The sequence below is a fragment of the Stenotrophomonas sp. YAU14A_MKIMI4_1 genome, from assembly GCF_003086855.1.
GTDB lineage: Bacteria > Pseudomonadota > Gammaproteobacteria > Xanthomonadales > Xanthomonadaceae > Stenotrophomonas.
Window position 1 is genome coordinate 4,161,768 of the sequence record NZ_CP025998.1, and the last position, 15,133, is coordinate 4,176,900.

Consider the following 15,133-nt stretch of genomic DNA (forward strand, 5'->3'; position numbering starts at 1 on the left):
CGGGCCGGCTACAGGCATCATTCAAGCAACGCCTGCTAGCGTCGGCCTGTACCGCCGCGTGTTGCGCGGCCCCTTGCGTTGGAGCGTCGTGATGATCCGCCCCCTGTCCCTGCTGCTGTGCCTGGCCGCCTTACCGGGCGCCGCGCTTGCCCAGTCCGCCGCCGGTGCCACCGCGCCGCAGTCCAACGGCCTGGACCTGTCGGTGCCGCAGGCGCCGATGCGCTACCTGAACGACCCGTCCCTGCCGCAGGACCCGCCCGGCACCTACTACGGTGACAAGAGCGGCCCGCGCGTGCGTGACGATGCAAAGATCGCCGACGTGCAGGACGACAAGCTAAAGGTCTCCGGCAGCTTCACCACCGGCATCGGCTATTCGAAGAACACCGGCAACAGCCACTACAACGCCGCTACCCTGAACCTGAGCAAGAACTACACCACCGATGAGGGCAAGACCCGCGGGGTCAACGTCAACATCCACGTGAGCGAAGGCAAGGGCCCGGGGTACTTTGGGCCCTACGGTGGCGGTTACTACGGCGGCGGTCCGGGGTATTGGGATTACCCGCCGCCGTACGGCTGGTAAGCCAATGACCCGGTAGGTGTCGACCTGGGTCGACACGCTCTGCCGACCAAGGTCGGCAGCTACCAAAGCCGATTGCCCGGTAGGTGTCAACCTTGGTCGACACGCTCTGCCGACCAAGGTCGGCAGCTACCAAAGCCGATTGCCCGGTAGGTGTCGACCTGGGTCGACACGCTCTGCCGACCAAGGTCGGCAGCTACCAAAGCCGATTGCCCGGTAGGTGTCGACCTGGGTCGACACGCTTTGGTCGCCGGGCATGGCCCGGCGCTACCCGGCGTCAATCCAGCCAGCCGTCGCGCTCGCTGTGCAGGATGCGGCCGTCGTAACCGCTCATGCGCACTTCCACCTTCTGGTTGCGGGCATTGCGCGCTTCCAGCGACCAGGTCGCGCCATCACGTTCCAGCGAATGGATCTCGCGCAGGCCCTGCGCCTGCGCCTTGGCCAGCACCTGTTCGGTGCCCAGCAGCGCGCGGCCGTTGTGCTCATCGAAGATCTCACCGGTCTTGGGGTCCACGTAGACCTCGCTGAAACGGCCATCGGCGCGGCTGACGTCGGCCTCCCACAGGCCGTCATCGCGCTCGATCTCGTGAATCTGGGTGTAGCCGGCCTTGCGCAGGGTCTGTTCCACTTGGGCGATGCCCAGCGGGGCGGCCTGTGCGGCGGGGGCCAGGGCGAGTGCGGCCACGGTGGCCAGGGCGAGGGACTTCAGCATGGGGGTTCTCCTGTTGGGGCCGGACCAGCCCGGCAACACCAGCTTGCCCACGCCGCCTAACAGGCCCTTAGCCGCGCCTGTTAGTCGATGGTTAGCCAGCGCTGGCACACTCGCGCCATCTCCCGTTCTCCATCCATCGCATCACGCCGTGAACGTCTTCCCTGCCCTGTCCCTGCTGCTGGCCCTGGCCAGCGCCCCCGTTGCCGCCGGGCACAGCCAGGACCCGGAACAGCAGGTGGCGCGCCGCGCGGTGCAGCAGGGCCGCTATGTGCCGCTGGAGAGCGTGGTGCGTGATGCACTGAAACGCCACGCCGGGCAACTGCTGGAAGTGGAGCTGGACGACGGCGTGTACGAAGTCGAGATCCTGCGTGCCGACGGCGTGGTGGTGGAGCTGGACTATGATGCGCGCACCGGCAAGCTGCTGAAGACGGAGCTGGACGACTGATGCGCATCCTGCTGGCCGAGGACGATGAGGCCCTGGCACACCGCCTGCAGCCGCTGCTGGAACAGGCCGGCTACGTGGTGCAGGTGGTGGCCGATGGCCGCCAGGCCGAAGATATCGGGCAGATCGAAGATCTGCAGGCCGCCATCGTCGATCTGGGCCTGCCCGGCCTGGACGGTCTGAGCGTGATCGAACGCTGGCGCAGCAACGGCCGCGCGTTTCCGGTGCTGGTGCTGACCGCGCGCGGGCGCTGGCACGACAAGCTGGCCGGGTTCGACGCCGGTGCCGACGACTACCTGACCAAACCCTTCCAGGCCGACGAACTGATCCTGCGCCTGCGGGCGCTGATCCGCCGCAGCCACGGCCACGCCAGCCCGCGCCTGCAGTGCGGCCCGCTGCAGCTGGACGTCAATGCCGGGCGCTTCGAGCTGGACGGTGAGGCGCTGGCGCTGAGCCCGCAGGAATTCCGTCTGCTGAGCTGCTTCATCCACCACAGCGGCCAGGTGATCGGCCGCGACCGCCTGGGCGAACACGTGTTCGACGGCGGGCTGGACCCCGATTCCAACGCGCTGGACGTGCTGCTGGGCCGGGTGCGGCGCAAGCTGGGGGTGGATTTGATCCAGACCGTGCGCGGCCAGGGCTGGCGGCTGGCCCCGCCGTGAGCGCGCAGCCCTCGCTGCGCCGCCGCCTGCTGCTGGCCGGCGGCGTGGGCCTGCTGCTGGTGTCGGTGCTGGCCAGCGCGCTGCTGGGCGAGCTGTACCAGCGCAGCGCGCGCGACCGGCTGGACCAGGAACTGCAGCAGGACATGCTGACCCTGCTGGCGCAGGCAGAAATCGGCGCCGACGGCCAACTGCACCTGCGCCAGGAACCCAACGATGCGCGCTTCCAGCGGGTGTTTTCCGGCGCCTACTGGCAGGTGGCCGATGAAGCCGGCACGGTGCTGCTGCAGTCGCGCTCGCTGTGGGACGAAACGCTGCCGGTTGCCGGCAACGGCCCGGCCACGCGCGACCTGCCCGGGCCGTTGCAGCAGTCGCTGCGCGCACGCGTGCAGCAGGTGCGGCTGCCGCGCGCCAGTGGCCCGTACCTGGCCGTGGTGGCCACCGATCGCAGCGCACTGGACGCCGACGTGGCGACCTTCCGCCAGCGCACGGCCATCGCACTGGCCATCCTGGTGGCGGCGTGGCTGGCCGTGCTGGCCAGCCAAGTGCACTTCGGCCTGCGCCCGCTGCAGCGGCTGGGCGCGCAACTGGAACGCGTGCGCCGCGGCCAGGCGCAGCAGATCGATACCACCGGCCTGGGTGCGGAGATCGCGCCGCTGGGCGAAGAACTGAACACCCTGCTGGACCACCAGCAACGCATGGTGGCGCGCGCGCGCACCAGCGCGCAGGATCTGGCGCACGCACTGAAGACACCGCTGAGCGTGCTGGCAGCCGAAGCGGACGGCGACGGCCACGACTGGCGCCGCACCCTGCGCGAACAGGGCGCACGCATGCAGGCCAGCGTGGACCGCTACCTGGCCGCGGGCATCAGTGCCGACCACCGCCAACGCACCGAGGTGGAACCGGCGGCGCAGGCGCTGTGCGGCCTGATGGCGCGCGTACACGGGGACCGTGGGGTGACCTTCGTTGCAGAGGCGATGGCACCGGCACTGCGCTTCGCAGGAGCGGGCGAAGACCTGGAAGAAATGCTGGGCAACCTGCTGGACAACGCGGGCAAGTGGGCCACGCAGCAGGTGCGCGTTACCGCGGTGGCCGAAGACGGGCAGCTGCGCATCGACGTACGCGACGACGGCCCGGGCTTGACCGCCGAGGCGCTGGCGCGGGTGACCGAGCGCGGCGTGCGCCTGGATGAGCGCGCCGGCAGCAGCGGCCTGGGGCTGGCGATCGTGGGCGATATTGCCGCCAGTTATGGCGGGCGATTGGCGTTGCAGAACGCACAGCCGGGGTTGCGGGCCACGTTGTGGTTGCCGGCGGGGTAACACCCCGCTGCGCCTACCCCGCCCACGACCGGTAGGTGTCGACCTTGGTCGACACACCATGCCGACCAAGGTCGGCATCTACCAAAGCAGCGCAACGGCCCGGCCCACGCCCGGTAGGTGTCGACCTTGGTCGACACGCCATGCCGACCAAGGTCGGCATCTACCAAAGCAGCGCAACGGCCCGGCCCACGACCGGTTGGTGTCGACCTTGGTCGACACACCATGCCGACCAAGGTCGGCATCTACCAAAGCAATCCAACGGTCCCGGCCACGCCATGCCGACCAAGGTCGGCATCTACCAAAGCAATGCAACGGCCCCGCCACGACCGGTAGGTGTCGACCTTGGTCGACATACCATGCCGACCAAGGTCGGCATCTACCAAAGCAGCGCAACGGCCCGGCCACGACCGGTAGGTGTCGACCTTGGTCGACACGCCATGCCGACCAAGGTCGGCATCTACCAAAGCAATCCAACGGTCCCGGCCACGCCATGCCGACCAAGGTCGGCATCTACCAAGGCAATGCGACGGCCCCGCCAACGCATGGAACCGCGTTGGCCGTCAGCGGTGGTGCATCCACCAGCAATCAATGGCGTCCAGCACGATGTGGATCACCAACCCGATACCCACCAGCCGGGTTTTCTTCGGCACGCACAGCCCGGCATACACCGCAATGGCCGGTGCAGTGTGCAGCGGGTGGAAACCAATGCTGCAGCGGTTCGGCGCGTAGATCGGGTCGGCCAACAGATGGTCCAGATCAATGATCCAGCCCAGCAGCATCAACAGCCACGCCGAGGCGAAGCGCTTGCGCCAGAACAGCCATGCCAGCAGGGCTGGCACGGCGGCATGCAGGAACAGGTGGAAGATCGCGCGCGCGCTCATCCGGCGAGGCTCATCAAGACCGGTAGCGCCGGGCCAGGCCCGGCGTTCCCGTGAACATCAGACCAGCGGTTCGTCGGACAGGTAGGTGTAGCCGGTCAGGCCCGCTTCCAGCGCTTCGGACAGTTCCTGCGCACGCTCCGGCGACAGATCGGCCGCAGCCACGCGCTGGGCGTAGGCCGCACGCAGGTCGTCCAGCTTGTAGCCGACGTAGTCCAGCATCACGTCGGTGGTATCACCGCGGCGCTGCTGGGTGATCGCGTAGCCATCGGCATCGGCCACCACTTCCACCGCGTCGGTATCGCCGAACAGGTTGTGGATGTCGCCCAGGATTTCCTGGTAGGCACCCACCATGAAGAAACCGATGCGATAGCTTTCGCCGTGCTTGATCGCGTGCAGCGGCAGCGAGGTGTCCAGGCTTTCGTTCTCAACATAGGTCTTCACCATGCCGTCCGAATCGCAGGTCATGTCGGCGATGATGCCGCGGCGGTCCGGGGTTTCGTCCAGGCGCTCGATCGGCACGATCGGGAACACCTGGTCGATCGCCCAGGCATCGGGAATCGATTCGAACACGCTGAAGTTGACGAAGTACTTGTCCACCAGCCGCTCGTTCAGTTCATCCAGCGCCGGGCGATGGCTCTTTTCGTCGTAGCTCAGGCGCGCACGCACGCCATGGGCGATGGCGTAGAACAGATCGTCGATGCGCGCACGCTGCGGCAGGTCGATCTGGCCCAGCGCGTAGCTGGCCAGGCCTTCGGCATGGAAATGCTGCGCTTCCTGGAACAGTTCCACCGCCGGGCGCACGTCCAGTTCCTCGTGGATCTCGCGCAGGTGGCGGATCGAGGCCGGCTCGTCGTCGTGTGCGTCGGGCACGCGGCCTTCCTGCGCCTGCTCCACTTCAGACACGTTGGCGATCAGCACCGCGTGGTGCGCGGTCATCGCGCGGCCGCACTCGGTCACGATGCGCGGCGGGGTCAGGCCGTGTTCTTCGCAGGCATTGGCCAGCGGCTGCACGATGTTGCTGGCGTAGGAATGCAGGCCGTAGTTGATCGAGCAGAAGCTGCGCGAACGGGTGCCTTCGTAATCCACGCCCAGGCCGCCACCCACGTCCACGTGGGTGATCTTCGCGCCCAGCTGCGACAGCTCGACGAAGTAGCGGGTGGCTTCGCGCATGCCGTTGGCGATGTCGCGCACGTTGGAAATCTGCGAGCCCATGTGGAAGTGCAGCAGGCTCAGGCAGTCGGCGTATTCGGTATCGCGCAGCGACTTCCACAGGTCCAGCAGCTGGCGCGGGGACAGGCCGAACTTGGCCTTGTCGCCACCGCTGTTCTGCCACTTGCCGGCGCCCAGCGAGGCCAGGCGCATGCGCACGCCCAGGCCCGGCTTCACGTCCAGTGCCTTGGATTCCTCCAGCACCAGCTTCAGCTCGGACGGCTTCTCGATCACGATGAAGGTCTGCAGGCCCAGCTTGCGGCCGATCAGAGCCAGGCGGATGTACTCGCGGTCCTTGTAGCCGTTGCAGACGATCAGGCCACCCGGGCGCGACAGCGCCAGCACGGCCATCAGTTCGGGCTTGCTGCCCGCTTCCAGGCCGAAGCCTTCACCGTGGTGGCTGGCCAGGGTACCGGCCACGCCGCGGTGCTGGTTCACCTTGATCGGGTACACGGCGGTGTAGCCGCCGGTGTAGTCCCAGTCCTGCTGGGCCTGGGCGAAGGCCGCCTGCAGCTTGCCCAGGCGCTGGCCCAGGATGTCCGGGAAGCGCACCAGCAGCGGCAGCTTGGCGCCGCCTTCACGCGCGGCGTCCACCACCTTGGGCAGCGATACCACCGGGCCGTCCGCCCCGGTCGGTCTCACCACCATGTGCCCGGCCTGATCCACATCGAAGTAACCATCCGCCCAATGCGGGATCGAGTAGGTCTTGCGGGCTTGGTCGAGGGACCAATCGGTCATTGCAGTCGGCCTTGTTGGCAATAAAAGGGGGGGCATGATAACGCCTATATGCCCACAGGTTCGTTATCATGCGCGCCCGCGCCCGTGGCAGGTCTGAACCTGAACGGGCCGATCCGTCCGGAAGCGAGGCACCCCGCCGTCAGCCCGGCTCCATCCCCTCCGAACAGGACCGTATCTCCATGACTGACAGCAGCAACTGGTACATCGAACACTTCGAACGCACTGGCTCGGCCATCGGCTACCGCATCACCGGCAAGCTGGACGAAGTGCAGTCGCCGTTCCAGAAGATCGAAATCTTCCAGACCACCGACTGGGGCAACCTGATGACCATCGACGGGGCCATCATGCTGACCAGCAAGGACAATTTCTTCTACCACGAGATGATCAGCCACCCGGTGCTGTTCACCCACGCCGCGCCCAAGCGCGTGGTCATCATCGGTGGCGGCGACTGCGGCACCCTGCGCGAAGTGCTCAAGCACAGCGGCGTGGAGAGCGTGACCCAGTGCGATATCGACGAGCAGGTCACCGTGATGGCGCGCAAGCACTTCCCGGAACTGTGCGATTCCAACGATGACGCCCGTGCCGAACTGCTGTTCGACGACGGCGTGGCCTACATGGCCAACTGCCCGGCCGGCAGCGTGGACGTGGTGATCGTCGATTCCACCGACCCGGTGGGCCCGGGCGAAGGTCTGTTCAACAAGGCCTTCTACGAAAGCTGCTTCAAGGCCCTGAAGGACGACGGCATCCTGGTGCAGCAGTCCGAATCGCCGCTGATGCAGCTGGAGCTGATCAACGAAATGCGCACGGAAATGGGCAAGGCCGGCTTCGGCTCGTTCAAGACCCTGCCGTTCCCGCAGCCGTGCTACCCCACCGGCTGGTGGAGCGTGACCATGGCCCGCAAGGGCGAGAGTGGCTTCGACTTCCGCCAGGCCGATTCGGCCGCCAAGACCTTCAACACCCTGTACTACACCGCCGCGCTGCACACCGGCGTGCTGGTGACCCCGCCGTTCGTGCAGGCCGCACTGAAGGGTTGATTGGAAAGCGTGCCAACCAAGGTTGGCACCTACCCAACAAAAAACCCGCGCTGGCGACAGCGCGGGTTTTTCGTTTCCGTGAAACCGGCGGTCAGATCGCCCAGATACCGGCAATCACCGCCACCACCAGGCCCCACTTGATTACCTGGTAGGCCACCACGCTGCGTTCGCGCAGTGCCTTGGCCTTCAGGCGCACCTTGTACAGGCCACCGAAGGCCTTGTTCACGCCACCGGTCGGGTCGCCGGGCAGGTTCGGCGATGCACCGCCGGCCAGCAGGGTAGCCGCCACGGCGCGGTTGAACAGGCCCGGCAGGCCGAAGCGCAGCGGGCGGGCGATATCGCAGAACAGAATCACGCGGTCCTGGTCGGTCTCGTTGTGCGCATGGTGGATGTAGGTCTCGTCGAACATCATCCACTCGCCATCGCGCCAGCTCTTCTTCACCCCGTCCACCACGATGTAGCAGCCATCGTCGTTGGGTGTGCTCAGGCCCAGGTGCAGGCGCAGCGAACCGGCGAACGGGTCGCGGTGCGGGCGCAGTTCGCTGCCCGGCGGCAGCTGCGCGAACATCGCCGCACGCACATCGGGAATCGATTCGATCAGCGCCACGGTCTTCGGGCACATGGCCTTGGCCGACGGGTGCGACGGGCCGTACCACTTCAGGTAGAAGCGCTTCCAGCCACGGCGGAAGAACGAATTGAAGCCGGCATCGTTGTAGCTGCTGGAGGCGGCGATCTTCTGCGCATCGCGCAGCGCCAGCGCCTCATCGCGGATCACCTGCCAGTTCTGGCGCAGCGGTTCCAGCTGCGGCAGCTCCTTGCCCGGGTCCAGGAACGGCGTGGTCGGCACCTTCGAGAACAGGTACATGATCACGTTGATCGGGGCCATGAAGCTGGAATGGTCCAGCAACTGGCGCGACCAGCGCGCGCGGACCTTGCCGCGGAAATGGATGTACAGCACGCAGGCCACGAACAGCGCTGCCAGGACAATCTTGATGATCAAAACACTTTCCTCCAGCGGGTGCCGGACAGGGAAACGAACGATGCGGCCGCGCGGCCAGCACCAGGTTGGGGACGCGGCAGGGGACGGTGACGTGCCGGGTGGGAGCGGCCGCCGATGTCGCGGATTAACAGCTTATGGTCGGCAGCCGGTGGGCCGTGGTCAAGTTGCCCGTGCGTCCGGTTCAGCATCACGTGGCTGAACGGCTGGCCTACACTTCCCGCATGCCTGCCGTTGCGCCCCCCGATTACCCCGCCCTGAGTGCCCGCTACGCGGATTTCTTCCCCGGCCAGCCGACTGCCACACCGCGCAGGGAAGCCTTCCGCTGGGCCGGTGGCACGCTGCGCCTGGACCGTCACGGCCCGCGCCAGGCGCCGCTGACGGTGGTGCTGGTACATGGCGCCGGCGGCTATGGCCGCATGTTCGCGCCGCTGGCCGCCGCACTGGCCGACGCCGGCCATGAAGTGCTGGCGCCGGATCTGCCCGGCTACGGCTTGAGCCCGGCGCACTGGGCACAGGTGGACTACGCGGCCTGGAAGCGCGCCCTGCTGGCGCTGATCGACGCCGAGCACACCCAGCGCGCGCGCCCGATCGCACTGCTGGGCGCCAGCATCGGCGGCTATCTGGCGTATCTGGTGGCGGCCGAATCGCCGTGGGTGCGCGGTCTTGCCGCCACCACGCTGGCCGACCCGCGCGACCCGGTGGTGCAGGCCGCGCTGGTGCGGCAGCCGTGGATGCGCGCCCTGCTGCCTACCCTGCGGCCTCTCAGCCGGCTGACCCGTGGCCTGCGGGTACCGGTGCGCTGGTTCACCCACATGCAGCGCATGTCGCGCGACCCCGCCCTGACTGCCCTGGTCTGCACCGATCCGCTGGGCGGCGGCAACCGGGTGCCGGTCGGCCTGCTGGCCTCGCTGTTCGGCACCGCCCCGGCACTGGAACCCGAGCAGTTCCAGCGCTGCCCCGTGCTGATGCTGCACCCGGCCTGCGACGACTGGACCCCGGTGGCCATCAGCGACCGCTTCTACCAGCGACTGGCCGCGCCCAAGCAGCGCGTGCTGTTGGACGGCTGCGGCCACTTCCCGGTGGAACAACCGGGGCTGGACCAGCTGCGCGATGCGCTGTTGCCGTTCCTGCAACGTATTGATAGGTAAAGACATATTGGATAACTGAGACGGAATTGTCCGAGCCTGCGCGACGAACTGTTCCAGCCACGACCCCGACATTTCTACGACAAACCGTGGAATAGCGAACTCGGCGGTACTAAAATTGCACTTAACGAAAGTTTAGCTAATCCCCCCAGTCGTACCGGTTCGCTTGACGCTCAGCGCCGCCCACCGGGTCGTCCGAGACCCCGCACATGACCCTCTCTGCCTCCCCCTCCCCGTCCTGCGGCGATGACGCCGTGGCCCCGCTGCTGCTCAAGCGCGGCGATCGTTTCCTGGCCCCGGACGTCTACCGCACCTGCATGGACGGCCGTCCGGCCGTAGTGAAGGACTATTCCCGCTACCGTGGCACGCCGGTTTCGCTGATCGCGCGCCTGATGGTGCGCCGCGAAGCGCGCATGCTGCAGCGCCTGGGTGGCTGGAAGCACGCCCCGGCCCTGCTGGGCACCCTGGGTGGCCTGGCGCTGGGCATGGAATTCATTCCCGGCCAGACCCTGAGCACCGCCCAGGCGGTGGGCAACGACGTGTTCGAACAACTGCAGCACGCCCTCAGCCGCCTGCACGCCGCCGGTATCACCCACAACGACCTGCACGGCACGAATGTAGTTGTGAGCGCCGGCGTGCCGGTGCTGCTGGATTTCACCTCAGCCTGGCGCGTACCGCGCTGGCTGCGCCGCAACCCGCTCAGCCGCCAGCTGAGCCGCAGCGACATGAAGAACCTGCTGAAGATGCGCCAGCGCGTGACCGGCCAGGCCCCGAGCGCCGCCCAGGCTGCCCTGGTGGCCGACCCGGGCTGGGTGTCCGCCGTGCGCCAGAGCTGGAAGCGGTTCTACAAGTGGGCGAAGCAGCGTTAAGCGCTTTTGGCGGCCGGGTGGGTGGATGGCTTGGCGGCATTGAATGTTTGACGGGATGGAATGCCTGGCGGGGATGGAATGCCTGGCGGGGTAGAGTCGACTGTTAGTTGTGATCTCTCTGTACGTTGTTCATCCGGGACATCTCTGGAAAATGGTGGTTACCACACCTCTCCAGATCCCAAAGAGCCCGGATGAACAACCATAAAAATGCCCGTTTAACGCCGTTTAGTCGAGAACTTCTTGTCCGTCGCATCCTCCACGAGGGCCTGCGGCCGGAGGAGGCAGCACAAGCGTGTGGCGTAAGTGTGCGTACGGCCTACAAGTGGCTGGCCCGATTCCGGGAGTTCGGGGCGTCGGGGCTGGAAAACCGCAGCTCTCGCCCGCACCAGACGCCGCATGCCACGCCTGCGTCGGTCGTCGAGCAGATCAAGGAGCGCCGCCGTAAACGGCACACCTACCTGACCATTTCCAAGGCCTTGGGGATCGGCCACAGCACCATTTCCCGGTTGATGCGTGTTCACGGCCTCAACCGGCTGTGCCGGCTGGATCCGCCCAAAGCGGTCATCCGATACGAATACGATCAGCCCGGAGGACTGCTGCACCTGGATATCAAGAAACTGGGCAACTTCCAGAGGCCTGGGCACAGAACCGATGCCAAACGCCGGGGAAACGCTGCCGGCGGCGGCTGGGGGTACGTCCACGTGGCCATCGACGATCATTCCCGGCTCGCCTACAGCAGCGTTCACCCCAACGAACAGGGAGAAACGGCCTGCCAAGCGCTGCTGAGCGCTCTGGAGTACTACGCCAGCTTGGGAATCACCTTCAAGCGGATCCTGACCGACAACGGCGCCTGCTATCGCTCCACCGCCTTTGCCAAGCTGCTCAAATCCCTTGGAATCAAGCACATCCGGACCAAGCCCTACACACCGCGCACCAACGGCAAGGCGGAGCGCTTCATCCAGACCAGCTTGCGCGAGTGGGCCTACGCTTGCGAGTACGCCTCTTCGGACCAACGCAATTCCGTGCTGACCCAATGGCTGCACCACTACAACTGGCACCGTCCCCATATGGGGATCGGCGGCCAGCCACCTATCTCCAGAGTGCCGCTGAATAACGTAGTGGGTTTACACAGTTAGTCGACTGCTCTTCCCGTCCGTGACCGAAATGCCCGCGCTGCGCGCGTTAGTCGACCAACAGTCGACTCTACCCCGTCCCGTTCCGACATCCCGTCGCGTTCCGGCGCCCCGACGCATTCCGACATCCCGGCGCGTTCCAACATCCCGTCGCATTCCGGCATCCCGTCGCGTTCCGGCATCCCATCGCGCTATCGCCGCCATCGTGAAGCGCACCCGCCGCGCACTCCGTCTACCGGAGTGGCAGTCGCCACCCCTCATTCCGCCGGGTTGATCACGCCGGAAGGGCACTTCGTCGCACATGGGTGTTCGCGCCAGCCAATCCCGGCTAGGGTCATCGCCTTCCATGCACAGGACTGCACCGAACCATGCGCCGCTGGCTCCTACTCGCCCTGGCTACCCTGCCCTTCACCGCCGGCGCCATCGTCATCCGCAGCGATGTGGATGACAGCGCCTACCGCGTACCGGCCTCCGAATTCCCGGCCCTGGCCGACCTGCCCGGCGAGGGCCACGGCGTCCTGATCGAGCCACGCTGGGTGGTGACCGCCGCACACGCCGCGCCCATGGAAGGCATGGACGCCGAAGTGCAGATCAACGGTCACCCGTACCGTGTCGAGCGTGTGTTCGTGCATCCCGGGTACCGGCGCATGCCCGATGCGCTTGGCCAGGCGGCGCTGGCGTCAGGCAACCCAGGCCCCATCCATGCTTTCCTCGCCGCCTCCGATGACATCGCCCTGATCCAGCTGGCCGCACCGGTCAGCGACGTTGCGCCGGTTCGCCTCTATCGCGGGCACGACGAAGCGGGAAAGATCGCTACCCTGGTCGGCAAGGGCGCCACGGGCACCGGCATGACCGGGCTGGCGCCGGGTGGATTGCACCGCGGCGTACTGCGCCGCGCGGAAAACGCGGTGACCGGCGGCAATGATCGTTATCTCTGGTATCGATTCGACGGCCCCGGCGGCGGCCTGCCGCTGGAAGGCGTGCTCGGCAGCGGTGACAGCGGCGGGCCATTGATGATCCGCCACGCTCATGGCTGGCAGCTGATCGGCTTGGGTTCGTGGATCACCGCAGTGCCCGAGCATGCGCTTGAAGCCGGCTACTACGGGCAGGTGGTGCACAACGTGCGCATTTCGCGCTATGCCGACTGGATCGACCGCGTGCTGCGCACCGCCCCGTAGAGTCGAGCTTGCTCGACTGAAGCAAAGAGCAGTCGAGCAAGCTCGACTCTACGGCAGAGCAGTCATGCATCCGGGCGCCGATACGTAGAGTCGAGCTTGCTCGACTGCAGCAGATAGCCGCCCACGCCCCAGGCCCCCCTTACAGCGCGTCAGCGTCCAGTTCACCCGTACGAATACGCACCACGCTGCCCAGGTCGTACACGAACACCTTGCCGTCGCCGATCTTGCCGGTGCCTGCGGCCTTCACGATCGATTCCACCACGGCCTCCACCTGGTCGTCGGTCACGGCCACTTCCAGCTTCACCTTCGGCAGGAAATCGACCACGTACTCGGCGCCGCGGTACAGCTCGGTATGGCCCTTCTGCCGACCAAAGCCCTTCACCTCGGTTACCGTAATGCCGGTCACCCCGCGCTCGGCCAGCGCTTCGCGCACGTCGTCGAGCTTGAACGGCTTGATTACCGCCATGACCATCTTCATCGCCAATCTCCTGTATTCCGGCGTGGAGGATAGCGCCTGAACGCGCCCGGTGCGAAACCGCCCACGCCTGTGCGGGCGACCGGCCCGGCAGTATCCTTGTGGCCTGCACGGCCCGCCCGCACCCCGGAGTACCCCCATGATCGACCTGAACCAACTGGATGACCTTGCCCGCCGCCTGAGCGACCTGGTGCCGCCGGGCCTGCGCGAATCGCGCGAGGAACTGCAGGCCACCTTCAAGAGCGCGCTGCAGGCCGGCCTGGCCAAGCTGGACCTGGTTACCCGCGAAGAGTTTGAAGTGCAGCGTGCGGTGCTGTTGAAGACCCGCGAAAAGCTGGATGCGCTTGAAGCCACGGTGCGCGAACTGGAAGGGCGCGGCAGCGCGGAGTAAACGAGGCGGCGGTGCAATGCCGCCGTTACTTTGGGCCATGGCTACCGCCGGTAGCAGCGCGGTCGATGTCGCATTTGCCACAGCCAGCTACCCCATAGTGGAAAACCCGGCACATAACGTCCAATCCTTGCAGAAACGCTGCCCTGCAAGGCTCTCGCCGCCATTCCACGCTGTGCCACAATGCCGAAAGCGACCAGGGCTTTGGCGTCTTTGACCCCATCCCCTTGGCATCTCCAACAACATCTGGCAACTCTGGTAGGGCCACCGAAAACGGGTGGTCGGGCGTCGAAAACCCGGTTTGCTGTTGTTGTTTACGCTTGTCAGTCGGCACCACCGCGCGTGGTGCCGGCTGGCAATCCGTCTGCCGGCTATGGCGGGCGGTGCGTGGGGGTCTTGTACCCGCCGGCCTCAACAGCAACCGGTTTTCGAGCCACGCATCGTCCGCCACCTTTATCGGTGGCGGCTTCTGCCTGCATGCACGGAGCCAGCCATGACCACGCCACACTCCCCGCCACCGCGCCCAATCCAGGAAGCGCCCTCGCCCACCCCGGCGCGTGACCCCAACAGCCTGATTGCCGTGCTGCACAGCATCGGCGCCGGTGCTGCCGCCGACGGCCAGCCCTGGCCCGAACGCCACCCGCTGCGCAGCCGGCAGATCGCCCTGGCCGACGCCGACTGCGCCCTGACCGGCCAGCGCATCGTGCAGGAACTGCTGCTGGCCGCCGAGCGCACGCGGCAGAACGGCGAGCCCGATCAGTACGTGGGCGACCGCGTGATGGAGGGCCTGGTGATGGCCGATGTCGCGCTGACGGCGTTCATCCACGAACGCCTGCGGCCACGGGAGTAAGCGCATGAAGAGGAACGTGTTTACCGCTGTTGCGGCCTGCATCGCGCTGTTCGGCACCGTGTGGGCCGCCTGGCCCGCGCCGGCCAGCGAACAGGTGTGGTCGTACCAGAAGCTGCAGCCGGTGGACTACCGGCAACTGCACAGCAATGCGCTCGCCTTCGTTACGGTGAAGAGGCGACAGGGGTTTGAGTTGCGTGCGCGCGATGATCGTGCGGGTCCGGTGTCATTCGAGATTTTGTGCAGAGGCGTGCAGGTGTTGGACGTGGAAAGCACGGCCTCGCACGTGGTGATTCGTATGCCGGGGGATGCGCAGATGCGCGCGCCGGATATCGAGAACCTGCGCGCCAGTTTCGTGCGTTGGATGACGATCTATCAGAACGACAGCTGGTTGCTGACGGAGCGGGCGGGGCCGTCATGGATCGAGAAGCGGATGGAGCCGGGTGGGTCGGTGGCTGAGAATGAGCGTTGTCTGGTTGGGAGGCATTTGGAGGCTGGTTAGGCGTGTGCCCGTCAATGCCGGAGAC

General features: G+C 66.6%; 17 protein-coding genes. 12 read left to right on the forward strand and 5 right to left on the reverse strand.

Features of this window, described 5'->3' with window-relative positions:
- The first annotated feature begins 91 nt into the window (after positions 1–91).
- Positions 92–580 (forward strand): hypothetical protein, encoded by a 489-nt coding sequence (locus C1931_RS18725; protein WP_108757399.1) that lies wholly within the window; start codon positions 92–94, stop codon positions 578–580.
- Between the two features lie 274 nt (positions 581–854).
- Here the strand turns inward: C1931_RS18725 and C1931_RS18730 are convergent, their stop codons facing one another.
- The gene (locus C1931_RS18730) at positions 855–1,289 is read right to left on the reverse strand and encodes a PepSY domain-containing protein (RefSeq protein WP_108757400.1); all 435 of its coding nucleotides are present in this window, start codon (positions 1,287–1,289) and stop codon (positions 855–857) included.
- Between the two features lie 148 nt (positions 1,290–1,437).
- Here C1931_RS18730 and C1931_RS18735 point away from each other — a divergent pair, with 148 nt between their 5' ends.
- From C1931_RS18735 to C1931_RS18745, 3 genes are read left to right on the forward strand one after another with little or no spacing between them, the layout of a single operon-like run.
- On the forward strand, positions 1,438–1,734 hold the full coding sequence (locus C1931_RS18735) for a PepSY domain-containing protein (protein WP_234412845.1): 297 nt from the start codon (positions 1,438–1,440) through the stop codon (positions 1,732–1,734).
- Positions 1,734–2,393, forward strand: coding sequence for a response regulator transcription factor (locus C1931_RS18740; protein WP_108757402.1), 660 nt, complete (start codon positions 1,734–1,736; stop codon positions 2,391–2,393). The genes C1931_RS18735 and C1931_RS18740 overlap by 1 nt, the downstream gene beginning before the upstream one ends.
- Positions 2,390–3,709: a sensor histidine kinase gene (locus C1931_RS18745; protein WP_108757403.1), complete on the forward strand. Its 1,320-nt coding sequence runs from the start codon at positions 2,390–2,392 to the stop codon at positions 3,707–3,709. The genes C1931_RS18740 and C1931_RS18745 overlap by 4 nt, the downstream gene beginning before the upstream one ends.
- A gap of 560 nt (positions 3,710–4,269) precedes the next feature.
- Here C1931_RS18745 and C1931_RS18750 read toward each other — a convergent pair.
- Both C1931_RS18750 and speA read right to left on the reverse strand, forming a co-directional pair.
- Complete coding sequence (locus C1931_RS18750; RefSeq protein ID WP_065174355.1) at positions 4,270–4,590, reverse strand: DUF6122 family protein; 321 nt, start codon at positions 4,588–4,590, stop codon at positions 4,270–4,272.
- A 57-nt stretch (positions 4,591–4,647) separates the two neighbouring features.
- On the reverse strand, positions 4,648–6,537 hold the full coding sequence (gene speA / locus C1931_RS18755; RefSeq protein WP_108757404.1) for an arginine decarboxylase: 1,890 nt from the start codon (positions 6,535–6,537) through the stop codon (positions 4,648–4,650).
- A gap of 179 nt (positions 6,538–6,716) precedes the next feature.
- Between speA and speE the strand changes: the two genes are divergently transcribed.
- Positions 6,717–7,571, forward strand: coding sequence for a polyamine aminopropyltransferase (gene speE / locus C1931_RS18760; RefSeq protein ID WP_108751135.1), 855 nt, complete (start codon positions 6,717–6,719; stop codon positions 7,569–7,571).
- Between the two features lie 91 nt (positions 7,572–7,662).
- Here the strand turns inward: speE and C1931_RS18765 are convergent, their stop codons facing one another.
- Positions 7,663–8,568, reverse strand: coding sequence for an aspartyl/asparaginyl beta-hydroxylase domain-containing protein (locus C1931_RS18765; RefSeq protein ID WP_199911456.1), 906 nt, complete (start codon positions 8,566–8,568; stop codon positions 7,663–7,665).
- A 224-nt stretch (positions 8,569–8,792) separates the two neighbouring features.
- Between C1931_RS18765 and C1931_RS18770 the strand changes: the two genes are divergently transcribed.
- The 4 genes from C1931_RS18770 to C1931_RS18790 all read left to right on the forward strand — a co-directional run bounded on the left by C1931_RS18770 (position 8,793) and on the right by C1931_RS18790 (position 12,896).
- Positions 8,793–9,719: an alpha/beta hydrolase gene (locus tag C1931_RS18770; RefSeq protein ID WP_159093635.1), complete on the forward strand. Its 927-nt coding sequence runs from the start codon at positions 8,793–8,795 to the stop codon at positions 9,717–9,719.
- Between the two features lie 206 nt (positions 9,720–9,925).
- Complete coding sequence (locus C1931_RS18775) at positions 9,926–10,585, forward strand: RIO1 family regulatory kinase/ATPase (protein WP_108757406.1); 660 nt, start codon at positions 9,926–9,928, stop codon at positions 10,583–10,585.
- A 191-nt stretch (positions 10,586–10,776) separates the two neighbouring features.
- Positions 10,777–11,721: an IS481 family transposase gene (locus tag C1931_RS18780; protein WP_108757407.1), complete on the forward strand. Its 945-nt coding sequence runs from the start codon at positions 10,777–10,779 to the stop codon at positions 11,719–11,721.
- A 365-nt stretch (positions 11,722–12,086) separates the two neighbouring features.
- Positions 12,087–12,896: a trypsin-like serine protease gene (locus C1931_RS18790; RefSeq protein WP_108757409.1), complete on the forward strand. Its 810-nt coding sequence runs from the start codon at positions 12,087–12,089 to the stop codon at positions 12,894–12,896.
- Between the two features lie 139 nt (positions 12,897–13,035).
- Here the strand turns inward: C1931_RS18790 and C1931_RS18795 are convergent, their stop codons facing one another.
- On the reverse strand, positions 13,036–13,374 hold the full coding sequence (locus tag C1931_RS18795; RefSeq protein WP_108751139.1) for a P-II family nitrogen regulator: 339 nt from the start codon (positions 13,372–13,374) through the stop codon (positions 13,036–13,038).
- Positions 13,375–13,510: 136 nt separating this feature from the next.
- Between C1931_RS18795 and C1931_RS18800 the strand changes: the two genes are divergently transcribed.
- The 3 genes from C1931_RS18800 (at position 13,511) to C1931_RS18810 (ending at position 15,108) form a co-directional block, all read left to right on the forward strand.
- Positions 13,511–13,762: an accessory factor UbiK family protein gene (locus C1931_RS18800; RefSeq protein ID WP_108754433.1), complete on the forward strand. Its 252-nt coding sequence runs from the start codon at positions 13,511–13,513 to the stop codon at positions 13,760–13,762.
- 490 nt (positions 13,763–14,252) lie between these two features.
- Positions 14,253–14,609: a hypothetical protein gene (locus C1931_RS18805; protein WP_108757410.1), complete on the forward strand. Its 357-nt coding sequence runs from the start codon at positions 14,253–14,255 to the stop codon at positions 14,607–14,609.
- 4 nt (positions 14,610–14,613) lie between these two features.
- On the forward strand, positions 14,614–15,108 hold the full coding sequence (locus C1931_RS18810; protein WP_108757411.1) for a cold-shock protein: 495 nt from the start codon (positions 14,614–14,616) through the stop codon (positions 15,106–15,108).
- Positions 15,109–15,133 lie beyond the last annotated feature (25 nt).

Bases quoted from the DNA above. Each gene is read 5' to 3' on its own strand.
- C1931_RS18725 (WP_108757399.1), top strand. From the start codon at position 92: ATGATCCGCCCCCTGTCCCTGCTGCTGTGCCTGGCCGCCTTACCGGGC.
- C1931_RS18730 (WP_108757400.1), bottom strand. From the start codon at position 1,289: ATGCTGAAGTCCCTCGCCCTGGCCACCGTGGCCGCACTCGCCCTGGCC.
- C1931_RS18740 (WP_108757402.1), top strand. From the start codon at position 1,734: ATGCGCATCCTGCTGGCCGAGGACGATGAGGCCCTGGCACACCGCCTG.
- C1931_RS18750 (WP_065174355.1), bottom strand. From the start codon at position 4,590: ATGAGCGCGCGCGCGATCTTCCACCTGTTCCTGCATGCCGCCGTGCCA.
- speA (WP_108757404.1), bottom strand. From the start codon at position 6,537: ATGACCGATTGGTCCCTCGACCAAGCCCGCAAGACCTACTCGATCCCG.
- speE (WP_108751135.1), top strand. From the start codon at position 6,717: ATGACTGACAGCAGCAACTGGTACATCGAACACTTCGAACGCACTGGC.
- C1931_RS18770 (WP_159093635.1), top strand. From the start codon at position 8,793: ATGCCTGCCGTTGCGCCCCCCGATTACCCCGCCCTGAGTGCCCGCTAC.
- C1931_RS18775 (WP_108757406.1), top strand. From the start codon at position 9,926: ATGACCCTCTCTGCCTCCCCCTCCCCGTCCTGCGGCGATGACGCCGTG.
- C1931_RS18780 (WP_108757407.1), top strand. From the start codon at position 10,777: ATGAACAACCATAAAAATGCCCGTTTAACGCCGTTTAGTCGAGAACTT.
- C1931_RS18790 (WP_108757409.1), top strand. From the start codon at position 12,087: ATGCGCCGCTGGCTCCTACTCGCCCTGGCTACCCTGCCCTTCACCGCC.
- C1931_RS18795 (WP_108751139.1), bottom strand. From the start codon at position 13,374: ATGAAGATGGTCATGGCGGTAATCAAGCCGTTCAAGCTCGACGACGTG.
- C1931_RS18800 (WP_108754433.1), top strand. From the start codon at position 13,511: ATGATCGACCTGAACCAACTGGATGACCTTGCCCGCCGCCTGAGCGAC.
- C1931_RS18805 (WP_108757410.1), top strand. From the start codon at position 14,253: ATGACCACGCCACACTCCCCGCCACCGCGCCCAATCCAGGAAGCGCCC.
- C1931_RS18810 (WP_108757411.1), top strand. From the start codon at position 14,614: ATGAAGAGGAACGTGTTTACCGCTGTTGCGGCCTGCATCGCGCTGTTC.